We start from the raw sequence: 17,159 nt of genomic DNA, 5'->3' as shown, positions 1-17,159 counted from the left end.
CTGAATCGTGGAGAACCTCATTGCGCTGCTCGTAGCGGCGCCTCTGCTCGGAGCGGCCGTACTTCTGTGCGGCGGGCGGCGGCTGGATGCCGTCGGCCACTGGATCGGTACCGCCCTCGCGGCCTCCTCCTTCGTGATCGGCGCGATCCTCTTCGCCGACATGCTGGGCAAGGACGCCGAGCACCGGGCCATCGGCCAGCACCTGTTCAGCTGGATCCCCGTCGAGGGCTTCCAGGCGGACGTCGCCTTCCAGCTGGACCAGCTGTCGATGACGTTCGTGCTGCTGATCACCGGCGTCGGCTCGCTGATCCACCTGTACTCGATCGGGTACATGGAGCACGACGAGCGGCGCCGCCGCTTCTTCGGCTATCTGAACCTGTTCCTGGCGGCGATGCTGCTGCTCGTCCTCGCCGACAACTACCTGCTGCTGTACGTCGGCTGGGAGGGCGTCGGCCTCGCCTCGTACCTCCTGATCGGCTTCTGGCAGCACAAGCCCAGCGCCGCCACCGCCGCGAAGAAGGCCTTCCTGGTCAACCGCGTCGGCGACATGGGCCTGTCGATCGCCATCATGCTGATGTTCACGACCTTCGGGACCTTCGCCTTCGGACCGCTGCTCGGCACCCATGAGGAGCCGGGACTCGTCGGCGACGCCACCGAGGGCAAGCTCACGGCCGTCGCGCTGATGCTGCTCCTCGCGGCCTGCGGCAAGTCCGCCCAGGTGCCGCTGCAGTCCTGGCTCGGCGACGCGATGGAGGGCCCGACCCCGGTCTCGGCCCTCATCCACGCCGCGACGATGGTGACGGCGGGCGTGTACCTGATCGTTCGCTCCGGCGCGATCTTCAACGCGGCACCGGACGCGCAACTCGTCGTCACCGTGGTCGGAGCCGTCACGCTCCTCTTCGGTGCGATCGTCGGTTGCGCGAAGGACGACATCAAGAAGGCCCTCGCCGGGTCGACGATGTCGCAGATCGGCTACATGGTGCTGGCCGCGGGGCTCGGCCCCATCGGCTACGTCTTCGCGATCATGCACCTGGTGACGCACGGCTTCTTCAAGGCCGGCCTCTTCCTCGGTGCCGGTTCGGTCATGCACGGCATGAACGACGAGGTCGACATGCGGAAGTACGGCGGCCTGCGCAAGTACATGCCGGTCACCTTCGTCACCTTCGGCCTCGGCTACCTGGCCATCATCGGCTTCCCCGGCCTGTCCGGCTTCTTCTCCAAGGACAAGATCATCGAGGCGGCCTTCGCCAAGGGCGGCACCGAGGGCTGGATCCTCGGCGGCGCGGCCCTGCTGGGCGCGGCCATCACGGCGTTCTACATGACGCGCGTGATGCTGATGACGTTCTTCGGCGAGGAGCGCTGGCGCAACGCGCCGACCGCGTCCCCGGCCGAGCCGAGCGTGGAGCCCGCGGCCGAGCACCGCGGCGAGCACTCCGAGCCGCACCCGCACGAGTCGCCCAAGTCGATGACGATCCCGATGATCGTGCTCGCCTTCGGGTCGGTCTTCGCGGGCGGCTTCTTCAGCATCGGCGACCGGTTCCTGCACTGGCTGGAGCCGATCACCGGGCACGACCACGGCGACGCACCGATCAGCGCCACGACGGTCACCCTGGCCACCATGGTGGTGCTCGTCATCGGCGTCGCGATCGCGTACGCCCAGTACGGGCGCCGTCCCGTCCCGGCCGTCGCCCCGCGCGGTTCGCTGCTCACCCGGGCGGCCCGGCGCGACCTGCTCCAGGACGACTTCAACCACGTCGTGCTGGTGCGCGGCGGGGAGCACCTCACCCGCTCCCTGGTGTACGTCGACCACACCCTGGTCGACGGCGTCGTCAACGGCACGGCGGCCTCGATGGGCGGCCTCTCCGGCCGTCTCCGCAAGCTGCAGAACGGGTACGCGCGGTCGTACGCGGTCTCGATGTTCGGCGGTGCGGCGATTCTCATCGCCGCGACCCTGCTGATGAGGGCGGTCTGATACCGATGTCGTTTCCTCTGCTGACAGCGACGGCGGCGCTCCCGGCCCTCGGGGCGATCGCCACGGCCGCCGTGCCGGCCGCGCGACGAGTCGCCGCCAAGTGGCTGGCGCTGCTCGTCTCGCTGGCCACGCTGGTGCTGGCGATCGTGGTCCTGGTCCGTTTCGATCCCGACGGCGGTCGTTACCAGCTCACCGAATCCCACGCCTGGATCGCGGACTTCGGGGTGCGGTATGAACTGGGCGTGGACGGCATCGGCGTGGCGCTCGTCGCGCTGACCGCGCTGCTGATCCCGTTCATCATCCTGGCGGGCTGGCACGACGCCGACCCGCACGAGACGGGCAACACACGCTGGCGGCCGACGCAGGGCTTCTTCGCCCTGATCCTGGCCGTCGAGGCGATGGTGATCATCTCTTTCGAGGCCACCGACGTCTTCCTCTTCTACATCTTCTTCGAAGCCATGCTCATCCCGATGTACTTCCTCATCGGCGGCTTCGGGGACAGGGCCCACGAACACGGCGACGAGGTCGCGGCCACGCAACGGTCGTACGCCGCCGTGAAGTTCCTCCTCTACAACCTGGTCGGCGGCCTGATCATGCTGGCCGCCGTAATCGGCCTCTATGTGGTGGCCGGAAACTTCTCGCTCCAGGAGATCGCCGAGGCCCGGGCCAACGGCTCGTTCGAAATGGCGACCAACACGGAGCGCTGGCTCTTCCTGGGCTTCTTCTTCGCGTTCGCGGTGAAGGCGCCGCTGTGGCCGCTGCACACCTGGCTGCCCAACGCCATGGGGGAGGCCACGGCCCCGGTCGCGGTACTCATCACGGCGGTGGTCGACAAGGTCGGCACCTTCGCGATGCTCCGCTACTGCCTCCAGCTCTTCCCTGAGGCCTCGAAGTGGGCGACGCCCGTCATCCTCGTACTGGCGCTCATCAGCATCATCTACGGGGCGCTGCTCGCGGTCGGCCAGCGGGACATCAAGCGGCTGGTGGCGTACGCGTCGATCTCGCACTTCGGGTTCATCATCCTGGGCATCTTCGCGATGACCAGCCAGGGCCAGTCGGGCGCGACGCTCTACATGGTCAACCACGGGATCTCGACCGCCGCCCTGATGCTGGTGGCGGGCTTCCTGATCTCGCGGCGCGGTTCGCGTCTGATCGCCGACTACGGAGGGGTGCAGAAAGTCGCCCCGGTGCTCGCGGGCACCTTCCTGATCGGCGGCCTGGCGACTCTCTCGCTCCCCGGGCTCGCGCCCTTCGTGAGTGAATTCCTGGTCCTGGTCGGCGTGTTCGCGCGCTATCCGGCCGTCGGCATCATCGCCACCTTCGGCATCGTCCTCGCCGCGCTGTACACACTCGTCCTCTACCAGCGGACGATGACCGGCCCGGTGAAGCCACAGGTGGCGGCGTTGCCCGACCTCAGGGTGCGTGAACTTCTGGTCGTCACCCCGTTGATCGCTCTGCTGATCTTCCTGGGCGTCTACCCGAGGCCGCTCACCGACATCGTCAACCCGGCGGTCAAGCAGACCATGTCAGACGTCCATAAAACGGACCCCCAGCCCGAGGTGGAGGCGGCCAAGTGAGCGCAACAGCCGTCCACAGCCTGTGGACAACCGCAGCCGATCCGATCTCGAAGATCGACGCGCCGAAGATCGAATACGCGCAATTGTCGCCCACCTTGATCGTCATCGGGGCGGCGATCGTCGGAGTGTTGATCGAGGCGTTCGTCCCGCGCAAGTCCCGTTACTACGTCCAGGTGTTCGTGTCCGCCGTCGCACTCGCCGCCGCGTTCGCCGCGGTCGTGGCGCTCGCGGCGGGCGGATACGGCACCACGAAGGCGCACATCGCGGCCATGGGTGCGATCGCCGTCGACGGGCCCGCACTGTTCCTTCAGGGCGTGATCCTCCTCGCCGGACTGCTCGGCGTGTTCACCTTCGCCGAGCGGCGGCTCGATCCGGAAGCGCACGGCAACCGGGTCGACTCGTTCGCTGCGCAGGCCGCGTCCGTACCAGGCAGCGACAGCGAAAAGGCCGCCGTGAAGGCCGGGTTCACCACCACCGAGGTGTTCCCGCTCCTGCTCTTCGCGGTCGGCGGCATGCTGATCTTCCCGGCGGCCAACGACCTGCTGACACTGTTCGTCGCGCTGGAAGTCTTTTCGCTCCCGCTGTACCTCCTGTGCGCCGTGGCCCGCCGCAAGCGGCTCCTGTCACAGGAAGCGGCGGTCAAGTACTTCCTGCTCGGCGCCTTCGCCTCCGCGTTCACCCTCTTCGGCATCGCCCTGCTGTACGGCTACGCGGGCTCGGTGTCGTACGCCACCATCTCGCAGGTCGTCGACGGCACCATCCAGAACGTCGACCCGGCGCTCGCCGACACCATGGGCAACGACGCGCTGCTGCTCATCGGTGTCGCGATGGTCGTCATGGGCCTGCTCTTCAAGGTCGGCGCGGTGCCGTTCCACATGTGGACCCCGGACGTCTACCAGGGCGCGCCGACACCGGTCACCGGCTTCATGGCGGCCGCCACGAAGGTGGCAGCCTTCGGGGCACTGCTGCGCCTGCTGTACGTCGTCCTGCCCGGCCTGCGCTGGGACTGGCGGCCGGTCATGATGGCCGTCGCGATCGTCACCATGCTGGGCGGGGCGATCGTCGCGATCACGCAGACCGACATCAAGCGGCTGCTGGCCTACTCGTCCATCGCGCACGCCGGCTTCATCCTCGCGGGTGTCATCGCGACCTCGCCCGACGGTGTCTCGTCGGTGCTCTTCTATCTCGGCGCGTACTCGTTCGTCACGATCGGCGCCTTCGCGGTCGTGACGCTCGTACGCGATGCCGGTGGCGAGGCGACACACCTGTCCAAGTGGGCGGGGCTCGGGCGCAGGTCTCCGCTGGTGGCGGCCGTGTTCGCGGTCTTCCTACTGGCCTTCGCGGGCATCCCGCTGACCTCCGGCTTCGCCGGGAAGTTCGCCGTCTTCAAGGCGGCGGCGGAGGGCGGCGCGGGCGCGCTGGTCGTGGTCGGTGTGATCTCGTCGGCGATCGCGGCGTTCTTCTACATCCGCGTGATCGTGCTCATGTTCTTCAGCGAGCCGCGGCCGGACGGCCCGACGGTCGCCGTGCCGTCGCCGCTGACCATGACAGCGATCGGGGTGGGCGTGGCGGTCACGCTGGTGCTGGGTGTGGCGCCGCAGTACTTCCTGGACCTGGCGGGTCAGGCCGGGGTGTTCGTGCGCTGATCCGGGCCCGCCCGGCCCGGGTACGGATCGGGGCCCGCTCCCTTCGGGGAGCGGGCCCCGATCCGTTTTCCGGGGGTGTCTCACTTCAGGACTTCAGGGGCACTTCACCGTCGGGTTCCACGGCTCGAACAGGCCGGTGGGGTTGGGCTTGTAGATCCAGGCGTGGAGTGTGTAGAAGCCCGGGACCACGGTGTTGTCCAGGTCTTTCCCGAACAGCGTCGGCGCCTCGGTCTGGCCGGTGTCCTTGACGACCCACTCCACCGCGACCAGCTTGCGCTTCCCGTATGCCCCGGTCTCGTACCGGAGGGCCGCGGGCGTGGCCGGGTCGAGCGCCGGGGTCTTCGTCGGCGGCGTGGGCCGGGGCGGCGGCCAGGGACAGGGCGCTGGCCAGAGCGAGGGCGCAGGCGGCCTTGAGGGGGGCAGGTGGGGGAGGCTCCTTGGGGAGAGGGTGATGAGGGGGATGGGGCGATGAGAGGGGTGGGGAGGGTGGCGGTGGGAGTGAGGACGCCCTTGGGCGGAGCGGGCCTCGCATCAGAAAAATGTCCCGGCTTGTCCCGTGGCCGCCATCCGGCGAACCCATGGGCTGACGGAGGGCGGGGCGGTATGAGGGGCAGCCTGTGGATAACTCCGAGGCTGTCGGTGCGGAGGCCTAAGGTGGCTGTCGTGGGCGAAGTAGGACGGACGGGGGACGGGCGATGGGTGGGACGGGTGTGATGACCGAAGCGGGTGCGACGGAGACGCTGGGTGAGAGCGAGGCGCTGGCCACGCTCCACCGGGTCTTCGGGTACGACGCCTTCCGCGGCGAGCAGGAAGCGATCATCGAGCATGTGGTGACGGGCGGTGACTCCGTTGTCCTGATGCCGACCGGCGGCGGCAAGTCGCTCTGCTACCAGATCCCAGCCCTGGTCAGACCAGGTACGGGAGTCGTGGTCTCCCCGCTCATCGCGCTGATGCAGGACCAGGTGGACGCGCTGCGGGCGCTGGGCGTGCGGGCCGGCTTCATGAACTCGACGCAGGACTTCGACGAGCGGCGGACGGTCGAGGCGGAGTTCCTCGCGGGGGAGCTCGACCTGATCTACCTGGCCCCGGAGCGGCTGCGTCTGGACACGACGCTGCATCTGCTGTCACGCGGGAAGATCTCGGTGTTCGCGATCGACGAGGCGCACTGTGTGGCCTCGTGGGGGCACGACTTCCGCCCCGACTACCTGGCGCTCTCCGTGCTGGGCGAGCGCTGGCCGGACGTGCCGCGGATCGCGCTGACCGCCACGGCCACGCGCGCCACGCACAAGGAGATCACCCAGCGCCTGGGCATGCCGGATGCCCGGCACTTCGAGGCGAGCTTCGACCGCCCCAACATCCAGTACCGGATAGTGCCGAAGGCCGACCCCAGGAAGCAGCTGCTGTCCTTCCTGCGGGAGGAGCACGCCGACGACGCGGGCATCGTCTACTGCCTCTCGCGCAAGTCGGTGGACACGACAGCCGAGTTCCTCTCCCGCAACGGCATCGAGGCCGTGCCGTACCACGCGGGCCTGGACGCGGGCACCCGCGCGCGCCACCAGTCGAGGTTCCTGCGCGAAGAGGGCCTCGTCGTGGTCGCCACCATTGCCTTCGGCATGGGCATCGACAAGCCGGACGTACGGTTCGTCGCCCACCTCGACCTGCCGAAGTCGGTCGAGGGCTACTACCAGGAGACGGGCCGCGCGGGGCGCGACGGACTGCCGTCCACGGCCTGGATGGCGTACGGGCTTCAGGACGTGGTCCAGCAGCGCAAAATGATCCAGGGCTCGGAGGGCGACGAGGCGTTCCGTCGCCGGGCGACCGCCCACCTGGAATCGATGCTGGCTCTGTGCGAGACGGCCGAGTGCCGGCGCTCACAGCTCCTGGCCTACTTCGGCCAGGACCCGCACACCCCCGCGTGCGGCAACTGCGACACGTGCCTGATGCCGCCCGAGACCTGGGACGGCACGGTCGCCGCGCAGAAGCTGCTGTCCACGGTGGTGCGGTTGCAGCGCGAGCGTGGGCAGAAGTTCGGTGCGGTCCAGATCGTCGACATCCTGCTCGGGCGCCGGACCGCCAAGGTGATCCAGTTCGACCACGACCAGCTGTCCGTGTTCGGCATCGGCGAGGATCTCTCCGAGAACGAATGGCGGGGCGTCGTACGGCAGTTGCTGGCGCAGGGGCTGCTTGCCGTCGAGGGCGAGTACGGGACGCTGGTGCTGACCGAGGCGAGTGGGACGGTGTTGCGGCGCGAGCGGGAGGTGCCGTTGCGGAAGGAGCCGCCGAAGCCGGTGGGTGCTCGTTCGTCCTCCTCTCGCGGCGAGAAGAAGGCCAAGGCCGTCGTGGCCGAGCTGGCACCGGAGCTGGTCCCCGCCTTCGAGGCGCTGCGGGCCTGGCGCGCCGAGCAGGCTCGGGAGCAGGGCGTTCCGGCGTACGTCATCTTCCATGACGCGACGCTGCGGGAGATCGTCACGGTGTGGCCCAAGTCGGTGGCGGAGTTGGGCACGATCAGTGGCGTGGGTGAGAAGAAGCTGGTGACGTGGGGGGAGGGGGTGTTGGGGGTGCTTGGGGCACTTGAGGACGTTTCCGGTGCTTCCGGTGCCTCCGGTGCCTCCGGTGCCTCCGGGGGCAGGGGAGCTGCGGCTCCGGCGGTTGGTGAGGCTCCGGATCCGGACTGGCCGGAGATGGGGGAGGAGTCGGAGCCGGAGCCGGAGGACTGGGGGTAGCTCTCCGGGGTGAGGTCTGGCACCGGGCGGGGTGCTGGTCTCGGCGGGTGCGGTGGGGCGGCGGTCGTGGGTGGGTCGGGGCCGTGCCGGTACGTCCCGCTCGTCGCCGCCGGATCAGACGTTGGTCAGGAGGCGTGGCGTCCGGTGACGCGAACGTACGCGACGAGCATTGGGACGTACCGGCACGGCCCCTTCCGTGGTTTGGCGACTGCGGCTCCGACTGCGGCTCGGGCTCCGGATCTGGCTCTGGCCGCGACTGCGGGTGCGACTGCGGCTCTGGCTGCGGCTCCGGTTGTGGCTTCGGCTCTGGCTGCGGGTGCGGGTGGGTGAGGCTGTTGGTCTCTGCCGGGGCGGGGGAAGACGCTCAGGAGGTCGGTTTGATGCGTCCCGTTACCTCTCCCAGGCCCACGCGTGTTCCGCCGGGCCCCGGGGCCCACGCTGTCAGCGTTACCTCGTCGCCGTCCTCCAGGAAGGTGCGCTTGCCGGTGGGGAGGTCGAGGGTGTCTCGGCCGTTCCAGGTGAGTTCCAGGAGGGAGCCGCGTTCGGAGTCGGAGGGGCCGCTCACCGTTCCGGAGCCGTAGAGGTCGCCTGTGCGGAGGGAGGCGCCGTTGATCGTCATGTGGGCCAGTTGTTGGGCGGCCGTCCAGTACATGGTGGAGAAGGGGGGCTCGGAGACGACGTGGCCGTTGATGGCGACGGAGATGTGGAGGTCGTAGCCGCCGGGTTCGTCGTCGGAGTCGTCCAGGTAGGGGAGGACGGGGTGTGTGCGTGAGGGGGGTGCGACCCGGGCGTCGGTCAGGGCGTCGAGCGGGGTGATCCACGCGGACACCGAGGTGGCGAATGACTTGCCCAGGAAGGGGCCGAGGGGGACGTACTCCCAGGCCTGGATGTCGCGCGCCGACCAGTCGTTGAGGAGGCAGAGGCCGAAGACGTGGTCGCGGAAGGCGGAGAGGGGGACGGGGGTGCCCATGGCCGAGGGAGCGCCGACCACGAAGCCGACCTCCGCCTCGATGTCCAGACGGGTGGAGGGGCCGAAGACGGGGGCCGCGTCCGTGGGTGCCTTGCGCTGGCCCGACGGGCGTACCACGTCCGTTCCTGACACCACGACCGTGCCGGACCTGCCGTGATAGCCGATGGGCAGGTGCTTCCAGTTGGGGGTGAGGGAGTCGGCCGCGTCGGGGCGGAAGATCTGGCCCACGTTCCGGGCGTGGTTCTCGGAGGCGTAGAAGTCGACGTAGTCCGCGACCTCGAAGGGGAGGTGCAGGGTCACCTCGGAGAGGGGGTGGAGGTGGGGTTCGAGCGTCTCGCGGTGAGCCGGGACCGTCACCCACGCGGTCAGGGCGCGGCGGACGTCGGACCAGGCGGTGCGGCCCGCTGAGAGGAGGGGGTTCAGGGTCGGTCGGGCGAGCAGTTCCGCGTACGGGGAGCCGAGTGCCCGGGCTGCCGCGCCCGCGTCGAGTACGTGGTCGCCGAGGCGGACGCCGACGGTTCGACCGGTGGGGGCGGCCGGGTCGTTCGCGGTGCGGGCGTTCAAGGAGAACACCCCGTACGGCAGGTTGTGGGGGCCGAAGGGATCGCCTTCGGGGACGTCGAAGGGGGGCATCGGGTGCTGCCTCGCTCTCGTGGCTTGCGGGGGCCTACTCGCCATGCGGGACGTGCGTTCTGCTTGGTCGCGGAACACGTTACGGGGGGTGAACTTGGTGGGGCCGCGACTGGAGGGTTCGTAAAGCCCTATAAGTCTCGTTCGGCTGTGTCGAGTTGCGCTGCCCACTGCGATCCGGAGGGCGGCCGTCTGGACTTCGTGCCGCTCGTGGCGCTTGTCATCCCCGTGCGGTGAACGGCGTTGCTGACGGGATACCGGACGTCGTCCGGTTCACGCCGGGCCGATGTGTCGTTCGATCCGTATTCTTCGGATCATGGCCGCTCCGACTGCATATTCACTTATCGCCACCGACCTGGACGGAACGCTGCTGCGCGGCGACGACACGCTCTCCGAACGGTCGCGGGCCGCGTTGGCGAAGGCCACGTCCGAGGGTGCCCGGCATCTCGTGGTGACGGGTCGGCCCGCGCCGAGAGTGCGGCCGCTGCTCGACGAACTCGGCAGCCAGGGGCTGGCGGTGTGCGGGCAGGGGGCACAGTTGTACGACGCGGGGGCGGACCGTCTGCTGTGGTCGGTGGCCCTGGACAGGGAGCTGGCCGAGACGGCGCTCGGCAAGATCGAGGCGGAGGTCGGGCAGGTCTACGCGGCCGTGGACCAGGACGGGGTGGACGGGCTCACGCTCATCGAGCCGGGGTATGTGATGCCGCATCCGACGCTCCCGGCGGTGCGGGTGCAGCGGCGAGACGACCTGTGGGCGGAACCGATCAGCAAGGTGTTGCTCCGTCACCCCTCCTTGTCCGACGACGAGTTGGCGATGACGGCGCGTGCGGTGGCCGGTTCGCTGGCGACCGTCACCATGTCGGGGCCGGGGACGGTCGAACTCCAGCCATGCGGCGTGACCAAGGCGACGGGCCTGGCCCTCGCCGCCCGTCACCTCGGCCTCACCTCCTCCGCCACCATCGCTTTCGGCGACATGCCCAACGACATCCCGATGTTCGACTGGGCCGCGCGGGGCGTGGCCATGGCCAATGCCCACCCGGAACTGAAGGCGATGGCGGACGAGGTGACGCTGTCGAACGAGGAGGACGGGATCGCGGTGGTGTTGGAGCGGCTCTTCGGGTAGCGGCCCTGGGTGTCCGGCTCGGATGTCCGGCCCGGTTGTCGGTGCGTCTGCTCTTGGCGGGTGCCTGTGCCCGGTTGTCGATGCGCCTGCCCGGTTGGCGGGCGGCTGTCGGTACGGCTGCCCGGTCGGCGGTGTGTCTGCCCTGGGTGCCCGCTTGCCCGGGGCAGACCCCACCCACAGTCATAGGTCCGAACTGCCCCGTCAGTAGGCCCCGTTGACGTTGTCGATCGAGCCGTACTTCGCCGCGGCGTAGTTGCAGGCCGCCGTGATGTTCGCGACCGGGTCGTAGGGGTCCATCGACGTGCCGGCCACGTGGTAGGCGGCGAAGGTCGGGTCGATGACCTGGAGAAGGCCCTTGGAGGGGGTGCCTGCGGCGGCGTTGGAGTCCCAGTTGTTGATGGCGGCGGGGTTGCCCGCGGACTCGCGGATGATGTTGCGGTAGATGCCGTCGTAGGTGCCCGGAATCCCGGACTGGGCCATGACGGCCAGGGATTCCTTGATCCAGCCGTCGAGATCGTTGCTGTAGGTCGCGGGAGCCGCCGCGGACTTGGTGGTCGAAGCGGTCGACTGCGCGGACTTCGTGGACGTCTGGGTGGTTTTCGTCGTGCCCACGGTCAGAGTGGTGCCCGGGCGAAGCAGCGCCGGGTCGGAGCCGATGACCGCGGCGTTGGCCTTGTAGAGCGCCTGCCAGCCGGCGTCCTTGGTGTGCTCCCGCGCGATCTTGGACAGGGTGTCGCCCGAGACGACCTTGTACGTGACGAGCTTGACGTCGGGGACGGCGGCCGGAGCGGCCTTCGTCGCGGCGGTTGCCTGAGCCGGGACGCTGGTCGCGGTGGCGGCGTGCGCGCCGGTCGCGCTCACCAGGGGGAGTGCGAGGGCGGCTCCGCCCGTTCCGGCGGCGACCATGCCGCGGGTGAGGTGGCTGGTCCTGGGGCGGCGGTGCTTGCCTCGTGCGGGCATGACGAAATTCCTCTCCGGCGCCTGCGAGGTGAGCTGTCGGGTTCGGGCGGGAGCTGCCCGGCCGCATGGGTGGGTGCGGCTTCACCCCTAGCCGTTCCGGTGTCCGGAACGGCGGCTTACCTGGGTCCCCCGCTCCTGCCGTGAGCGTGTGGATGGGTGGGGTTCCGGGCGGCGGCAGGATTCGGCGTTCCGCCTGGATCGACGTGAACGTATGCGAGAGCACATGTCTGGAACAAGGCCCGATTTGACGTCGTAGATCGCTTTCGCCTGCACATAGAACAGGGTGAATCGCCCGATTGTGTCCGGAATATGAAACTCAACTTACCTTTCGCGAATGGGCAATTGCGAGGCATTCCGAGGCGGGCCGAGACGTCGATCTTGTCCGGACGTGACCCATTTCACGCGACCAAGCATGAACAAAGCGGCACCGCAGGCAATCAAGGTGCAATACGGGCAACCTGTGAGGGCTGCCGACCACCGCCCTACCCCGCCGTCCGCGGGATCCTCTTCTCCCACGTCCGGTGGAAAACCACCTCGTCCCCGTCCCGGCAGATCACCTCGTTCGAGGTGATGAAGTCATCGCCGTCGCAGGTGATTTCGGAGCGGGTCTCGACCCTCGCGTCCCAGGCCAACTCCGGGCGGTGCAGACGGATCGACCACGTCGAGCGCGTGCGGGCCGACAGCGGATCCGACTCGTTGATCGTGTACGTCTCCAGCGCGTCCTCCGTGAATTCGAGGCCGTCGGGATAGACGCGGGTGCCGCCGTAACGGGGGTCGACTTCGAGGCGCCACTCGCCCTTGGCCACATCGCGCACGACGAGGCGTTCGGGGCGGGGTTCGTCCAGGGTCGCCGGTACGACCACTCCCAGGGGTTCGGACTCCTCCGGCTCCTCGAAGGCGATCGGGAACGCCGACTGCCTTGCCCGTACGGGGAGTTCGAGCGCGCTGCCCGCAGGGTCCAGGGTGAAGCCCGCCTCCGAGCCCGGCTGGGGCCAGATCCAGGGCCAGTACGCGGAGGAGACCGCGAGGCGGATCCGGTGACCGGGCGGGAACGAGTAACCGATGCCGTTCAGCTCGAAGACCACGTCCTCCGTGGAGCCCGGATTCCAGGGAACCGCCCGGTCACGGCCATGGCGCGCCGACAGGTTCAGTACGCCTCGGGTGACGAGGGTGGAGGAGCCGTCGGGGGCCATGTCGCAGAGCCGGGCGATCACTTGGCCGCGCTCAGCCTCCGACGTCAGCCGCAACCGCACCTTCGGACGGCCCAACACCCATGTCTCCTCCGGGACTTCGAACTCGAAGCACGCCGACCGACCGTCCTCCTCCCGCTGGTCCGGCGGCAGATCCGCGTCGTTCCCGAAGGGGAAGAAGCGGCCCGCGTCGACCCCCGTGTGCTGCGGGGAGCGGACCAGCACCGGTGCGCCCCGGAGGCCGTACGAGATGGGTGTCACGGAGGGGGACGGCCAGGCCCCGTCGCCCACCCAGCGGCCCGGCAAGGTGTCGTACACCGTTGCCGGACGGTGCGAGTCCATGACGTAGGAGCGCAGGAGCGGTTCCGACATGATGCCGGTGTCCCCGTCGCGCAGCCAGTGGTCCCACCAGCGCAGGGTCTCCTGGAGGAAGCCGATCGCGGGGCCCGGCGGCAGGCCTCTGTCGGGGTACTGGTGCGACCAGGGGCCGATGAGACCTCGTACGCGATCCGGTGGCAGGTTCTCGACCAGCCGCAACACCGTGTCGCGGTACGGGTCGTGCCAGCCGCCCACCGCGAGGACGGCGGCTTGGATGGCGCCGTAGTCCTCGCAGACGCTGGCGTGCTTCCAGTACGCGTTCCGGGTCTGGTGGGACAGCCAGGTGTGGAGGTACGGCTCCACCGCCGCCAGGCGTTTCACCCACAGGTCGTGCCACATCACCTCGCCGACGTGCACCGGGTCCGGCGGGCGGGCGACGAAGGCGAGCATGGTGGCCGCCCAGGCGTGCATGTCGACGGCAAGGACGGAACCGCCCATGTAGTGCACGTCGTTGTCGTAGCGGTCGTCCGTCGAGCAGACCGTGACGACCGCCTTGAGCGGCTCGGGTGCGAGGGCCGCGATCTGGAGGGAGTTGAAGCCTCCCCAGGAGATCCCGAACATGCCGACCTTGCCCGAGCACCAGGGCTGGGACGCAAGCCAGTTGACCACCTCCACGCCGTCGGCCAGCTCCACCTCCGAGTACTCGTCCGTCGGCATGCCCTCCGAGTTGCCGTGGCCGCGGACGTCCACGCGGACGGAGGCGTAGCCGTGACCGGCGTACCAGGGATGGCGCTGCCAGTCGCGCGGCGCGGTCCAGTCGGTGAGGCGGTACGGGAGGTATTCGAGGAGCGCCGGTACGGGCTCGTCGGTCAGGGGGCGCCAGATGCGGGCGTACAGCCGCGTGCCGTCCGGGAGGGGGATGAGGACGTCCTCGTGAGCGGTCTCGTAGGGGAAGGACGTACGGATGTGCATGCGTGATCCCGGTGGTTTCAGTGGACGGGGTACATCGTGCGGCGCAGCCAGGGTGCGAGTGCCATCACGGCGAGGCCCGCGGCCACCGCGATCGCGCCGTTGACGCCGAAGTAGGCCGGCTTGGAGACGTCGTCGTAGAGCTTCACGGTCTGGGCCTGGATGCCGTTGGCGAGCGCGAGGGACAGGAACCAGAGGGACATCGTCTGGCTGGAGAAGGCGACGGGGGCGAGCTTGGTGGTGGCGGACATGCCGGACGTTTCGAGGAGGATGTCGCCGAGGCCGAGCAGCAGGTACGAGCCGACGATCCACCAGGCCGACATCAGGTAGTCGTCGCTGCTGTGGCCGCTGGTCGGCAGCACGATCAGCAGGAAGGACAGGCCGCCGAGCACGACCCCGATCGCGATCTTGTTGGAGGCGTGCGGCTGCTTGCGGCCCATCCGGACCCACAGCGCGGCGACCACGGGCGCGAGGGCGACCTCGAAGGCGCCGAGCGCGGAGGCGTACCAGCCGGCCGGGAAGTCGTAGCCGAGGATCCTGCTCTCGGCGTTCGACGCGGCGAGCAGCATCATCGTCGAGTACGCCTGGAAGAGGATGAAGTTGAAGACGGTCGAGGCGAGGAAGAGGACGACGTACGGGCGCAGGTGGCCGCGTTCGGCGTCCGTCACGCGGGGGCTCCTGAACATCACCGCGAAGTAGACGACCGGCGCGATCACCGAGATGAGGGTGAGCAGGTCGACGAAGCGGCCCATCGTCAGATAGCCGGCCAGGGCGAGGAGGGTCGCGAGTACGGCCGCCGCGAGGAGGCCGAGGACGATCAGCAGGACCGTGCGGCGCATCGCGTCGGGGGCGAGGGCGAATTCCGCCGCGTGCTTGCGTCCGGCCAGGTGACGGCGGCCGGCGACGTACTGGATCAGGCCGAACGTCATGCCGACCGCCGCCGCCGAGAAACCCCAGTGCCAGCCCCGGTGGTCGCCGAGCCAGGCGGTGACGAGCGGGCCCGCGAAGGCGCCGATGTTGATCGACATGTAGTAGAGGGCGAACCCGGCGTCACGGCGCTCGTCCTCGGTGCGGTAGAGCTTGCCGACCATGGTGGCGACGTTGGGCTTGAGCAGGCCGGTGCCGGCGCTGATCAGGCCGAGGCCGACCCAGGTCATGGTGCCCGTCGGGACCGCCATGGAGTAGTGGCCGCAGGCGATCAGGATGCCGCCCCACAGGACCGCGCGGTACGAGCCGAGCATCCGGTCGGCGAGCCAGCCACCGGCGACCGAGACCAGATAGACGAGCGTTCCGTACGCGGCCGACACCGAGGCGGCGGTGCCCGACGACATGCCCAGGCCGCCGTGGGCGACGGTGTCGGCGAAGTAGAGGACGAGGATCGCCTGCATGCCCAGGAACGAGAAGCGCTCCCAGACCTCCAGGCCGGAGAGGGTGAGCAGGCCCCTGGGCTGGCCGAAGAAGGCGTGGTCGTCACCGGGAGGCGGCGGCTCACTGCCTGGCTCGGATTCGACGGTGCTGCGGGACACGGCGGCCGGTCTCCTCACGGGTCGCAGACGAGGCAGAGGGGAGTGTGGCAAGTCGTCGGATATCGGGTCGTATTAATTGATCAAGAACATACCGCTCGTGATGTCCCACCGCCGGACGTGGAGACGTCCCACCGCCGGACGTGGAACCGCCTCCCGTTCGGGTGGAGGTTCCGCTTCTTTGGTGTCGTGGACTGTCCGTCCCGCCCGGGGGAACTCGTGAGGGAAGTCGACGATGGGGACGGTGGGCGCTCGTGGTGATCGAAACGTGACCGGATACGCTGACTTGAGTGATGGCAGCGACACATCGACAAACCGCGTCACCGACCGAATGATCGACCGAGTTCGCCATGTGATCGTCAGCAGACAGGAGAACCTCTCGTGACCGTCGTCGGGCCGTTCGGGCTGAGCGTGCGGGACCAGGCTCTCGAAGCCGATGTCCAGGCCGGATTGGCGGCTGTCGAGGAGGGTTTGCTCGAAGCCACCAAGAGCGAGGTTCCGTTCATCACGGAGGCCGCCCAGCACCTGGTGCGGGCCGGCGGCAAACGTTTCCGGCCACTGCTCGTGACGCTCGCCGCTCAGTTCGGAGATCCCTACGCGCCGGGTGTCGTGCCCTCGGCCGTGGTCGTCGAGCTGACGCATCTCGCCACGCTGTACCACGACGACGTGATGGACGAGGCGGACGTACGGCGCGGAGTGCCCAGCGCGAACACCCGCTGGGGCAACTCGGTGGCCGTCCTCACCGGCGACTTCCTCTTCGCGCGCGCCTCGTACATCCTGGCGGACCTCGGTCCCGACGCCGTCCGGATCCAGGCCGAGGCGTTCGAACGGCTGGTCACCGGGCAGATCCTGGAGACCGCGGGTCCGCGCGACGGCCGTGACCCGGTCGACCACTATCTCGATGTGCTCAGCGGCAAGACCGGTTCCCTGGTCGCCGTCGCCTGCCGGTTCGGCGCGATGATGTCGGGGGCCGACGAGGCCGTCGTGGATGTGCTGACGCAGTACGGGGAGCGGCTGGGCGTCGCCTTCCAGCTCGCGGACGACGTCCTGGACATCGCGTCCGACTCGCGCGAGTCGGGTAAGACGCCGGGGACGGATCTCCGTGAGGGGATTCCCACGATGCCGGTGCTGCGCCTGCGGGAGCGGGTGGCCCGGCTCGGTCTCGCCGAGGACATCGCGCTGTGCGAGCTGCTGGACTCCGACATGACGGATGACGCCCGGCACGCCGAGGCGCTGGCCCGACTGCGGGCCCACCCGGCTCTTGAGCAGGCCCGGCGGGACACCGTGCAGTACGCGGAGGATGCGCGGGCCGCGCTGGCTCCGCTGCCGGAGTGCGACGCGAAGGCGGCGCTGGTGGAGCTGTGCGACGCGGTGGTGCACCGGGCGGGGTGACTCGAACCCCGGTTGACTTCAAGGTCAGGTGGTGGGGGGGGCGCCCCACCCCCACCGGGGGGGGGGGGGCCCCCCCCCGACCGGAAAAACGCCGGAGAACCCGGGTGTGGGGCCGGGGGGGGCGCGAAAACACCCGCACCATGGTTGTTATGGTGAAAAACCAACA

11 protein-coding genes and 1 riboswitch are annotated in these 17,159 nt (G+C 69.2%); of the genes, 6 read left to right on the top strand and 5 right to left on the bottom strand.

What is annotated here, in order from left to right; genetic code table 11:
• The first annotated feature begins 7 nt into the window (after positions 1 to 7).
• The 3 genes from nuoL to nuoN are packed head-to-tail and all read left to right on the top strand — an operon-like array spanning position 8 to position 5,195.
• Positions 8 to 1,972: an NADH-quinone oxidoreductase subunit L gene (nuoL, locus tag ACFWP7_RS01495; protein ID WP_384374211.1), complete on the top strand. Its 1,965-nt coding sequence runs from the start codon at positions 8 to 10 to the stop codon at positions 1,970 to 1,972.
• A 5-nt stretch (positions 1,973 to 1,977) separates the two neighbouring features.
• The gene (locus ACFWP7_RS01490) at positions 1,978 to 3,549 is read left to right on the top strand and encodes an NADH-quinone oxidoreductase subunit M (RefSeq protein ID WP_384374208.1); all 1,572 of its coding nucleotides are present in this window, start codon (positions 1,978 to 1,980) and stop codon (positions 3,547 to 3,549) included.
• Positions 3,546 to 5,195: an NADH-quinone oxidoreductase subunit NuoN gene (nuoN, locus tag ACFWP7_RS01485; RefSeq protein WP_384374205.1), complete on the top strand. Its 1,650-nt coding sequence runs from the start codon at positions 3,546 to 3,548 to the stop codon at positions 5,193 to 5,195. The genes ACFWP7_RS01490 and nuoN overlap by 4 nt, the downstream gene beginning before the upstream one ends.
• Before the next feature lie 93 nt (positions 5,196 to 5,288).
• On the opposite strand, the gene ACFWP7_RS01480 is transcribed toward nuoN, so the two are convergent.
• The gene (locus ACFWP7_RS01480) at positions 5,289 to 5,456 is read right to left on the bottom strand and encodes a hypothetical protein (RefSeq protein WP_384374202.1); all 168 of its coding nucleotides are present in this window, start codon (positions 5,454 to 5,456) and stop codon (positions 5,289 to 5,291) included.
• 434 nt (positions 5,457 to 5,890) lie between these two features.
• On the opposite strand from ACFWP7_RS01480, the gene recQ reads away from it, so the two are divergent.
• Positions 5,891 to 7,918: a DNA helicase RecQ gene (recQ, locus tag ACFWP7_RS01475; protein ID WP_384374199.1), complete on the top strand. Its 2,028-nt coding sequence runs from the start codon at positions 5,891 to 5,893 to the stop codon at positions 7,916 to 7,918.
• Positions 7,919 to 8,282: 364 nt separating this feature from the next.
• Here the strand turns inward: recQ and fahA are convergent, their stop codons facing one another.
• A complete protein-coding gene (gene fahA / locus ACFWP7_RS01470; RefSeq protein WP_384374196.1) occupies positions 8,283 to 9,521 on the bottom strand; it encodes a fumarylacetoacetase in 1,239 nt (412 codons plus the stop codon).
• A 313-nt stretch (positions 9,522 to 9,834) separates the two neighbouring features.
• Between fahA and ACFWP7_RS01465 the strand changes: the two genes are divergently transcribed.
• Positions 9,835 to 10,641 (top strand): HAD family hydrolase, encoded by an 807-nt coding sequence (locus ACFWP7_RS01465; protein ID WP_384374194.1) that lies wholly within the window; start codon positions 9,835 to 9,837, stop codon positions 10,639 to 10,641.
• 201 nt (positions 10,642 to 10,842) lie between these two features.
• Here the strand turns inward: ACFWP7_RS01465 and ACFWP7_RS01460 are convergent, their stop codons facing one another.
• The 3 genes from ACFWP7_RS01460 to ACFWP7_RS01450 all read right to left on the bottom strand — a co-directional run bounded on the left by ACFWP7_RS01460 (position 10,843) and on the right by ACFWP7_RS01450 (position 15,604).
• Positions 10,843 to 11,601 (bottom strand): LysM peptidoglycan-binding domain-containing protein, encoded by a 759-nt coding sequence (locus ACFWP7_RS01460; RefSeq protein WP_384374191.1) that lies wholly within the window; start codon positions 11,599 to 11,601, stop codon positions 10,843 to 10,845.
• Positions 11,602 to 11,604: 3 nt separating this feature from the next.
• Positions 11,605 to 11,758, bottom strand: a riboswitch (cyclic di-AMP (ydaO/yuaA leader).
• 325 nt (positions 11,759 to 12,083) lie between these two features.
• On the bottom strand, positions 12,084 to 14,081 hold the full coding sequence (locus ACFWP7_RS01455) for a CocE/NonD family hydrolase (protein WP_384374188.1): 1,998 nt from the start codon (positions 14,079 to 14,081) through the stop codon (positions 12,084 to 12,086).
• Between the two features lie 17 nt (positions 14,082 to 14,098).
• Positions 14,099 to 15,604, bottom strand: a complete 1,506-nt coding sequence (locus ACFWP7_RS01450; RefSeq protein ID WP_384374185.1) for a peptide MFS transporter — start codon at positions 15,602 to 15,604, stop codon at positions 14,099 to 14,101.
• 378 nt (positions 15,605 to 15,982) lie between these two features.
• Here ACFWP7_RS01450 and ACFWP7_RS01445 point away from each other — a divergent pair, with 378 nt between their 5' ends.
• The gene (locus ACFWP7_RS01445; protein ID WP_384374182.1) at positions 15,983 to 16,993 is read left to right on the top strand and encodes a polyprenyl synthetase family protein; all 1,011 of its coding nucleotides are present in this window, start codon (positions 15,983 to 15,985) and stop codon (positions 16,991 to 16,993) included.
• The last annotated feature ends 166 nt before the right edge of the window (positions 16,994 to 17,159 follow it).

The sequence above is a fragment of the Streptomyces sp. NPDC058470 genome, from assembly GCF_042721055.1.
Taxonomy (GTDB): domain Bacteria; phylum Actinomycetota; class Actinomycetes; order Streptomycetales; family Streptomycetaceae; genus Streptomyces.
The sequence above is the reverse complement of the archived record's forward strand: the minus strand, read 5'-3'. Positions and strand labels throughout refer to the sequence as shown.

Coding starts and splice junctions, on each gene's coding strand:
- ACFWP7_RS01490 (WP_384374208.1), top strand. CDS start 1,978: ATGTCGTTTCCTCTGCTGACAGCGACGGCGGCGCTCCCGGCCCTCGGG.
- recQ (WP_384374199.1), top strand. CDS start 5,891: ATGGGTGGGACGGGTGTGATGACCGAAGCGGGTGCGACGGAGACGCTG.
- fahA (WP_384374196.1), bottom strand. CDS start 9,521: ATGCCCCCCTTCGACGTCCCCGAAGGCGATCCCTTCGGCCCCCACAAC.
- ACFWP7_RS01465 (WP_384374194.1), top strand. CDS start 9,835: ATGGCCGCTCCGACTGCATATTCACTTATCGCCACCGACCTGGACGGA.
- ACFWP7_RS01460 (WP_384374191.1), bottom strand. CDS start 11,601: ATGCCCGCACGAGGCAAGCACCGCCGCCCCAGGACCAGCCACCTCACC.
- ACFWP7_RS01455 (WP_384374188.1), bottom strand. CDS start 14,081: ATGCACATCCGTACGTCCTTCCCCTACGAGACCGCTCACGAGGACGTC.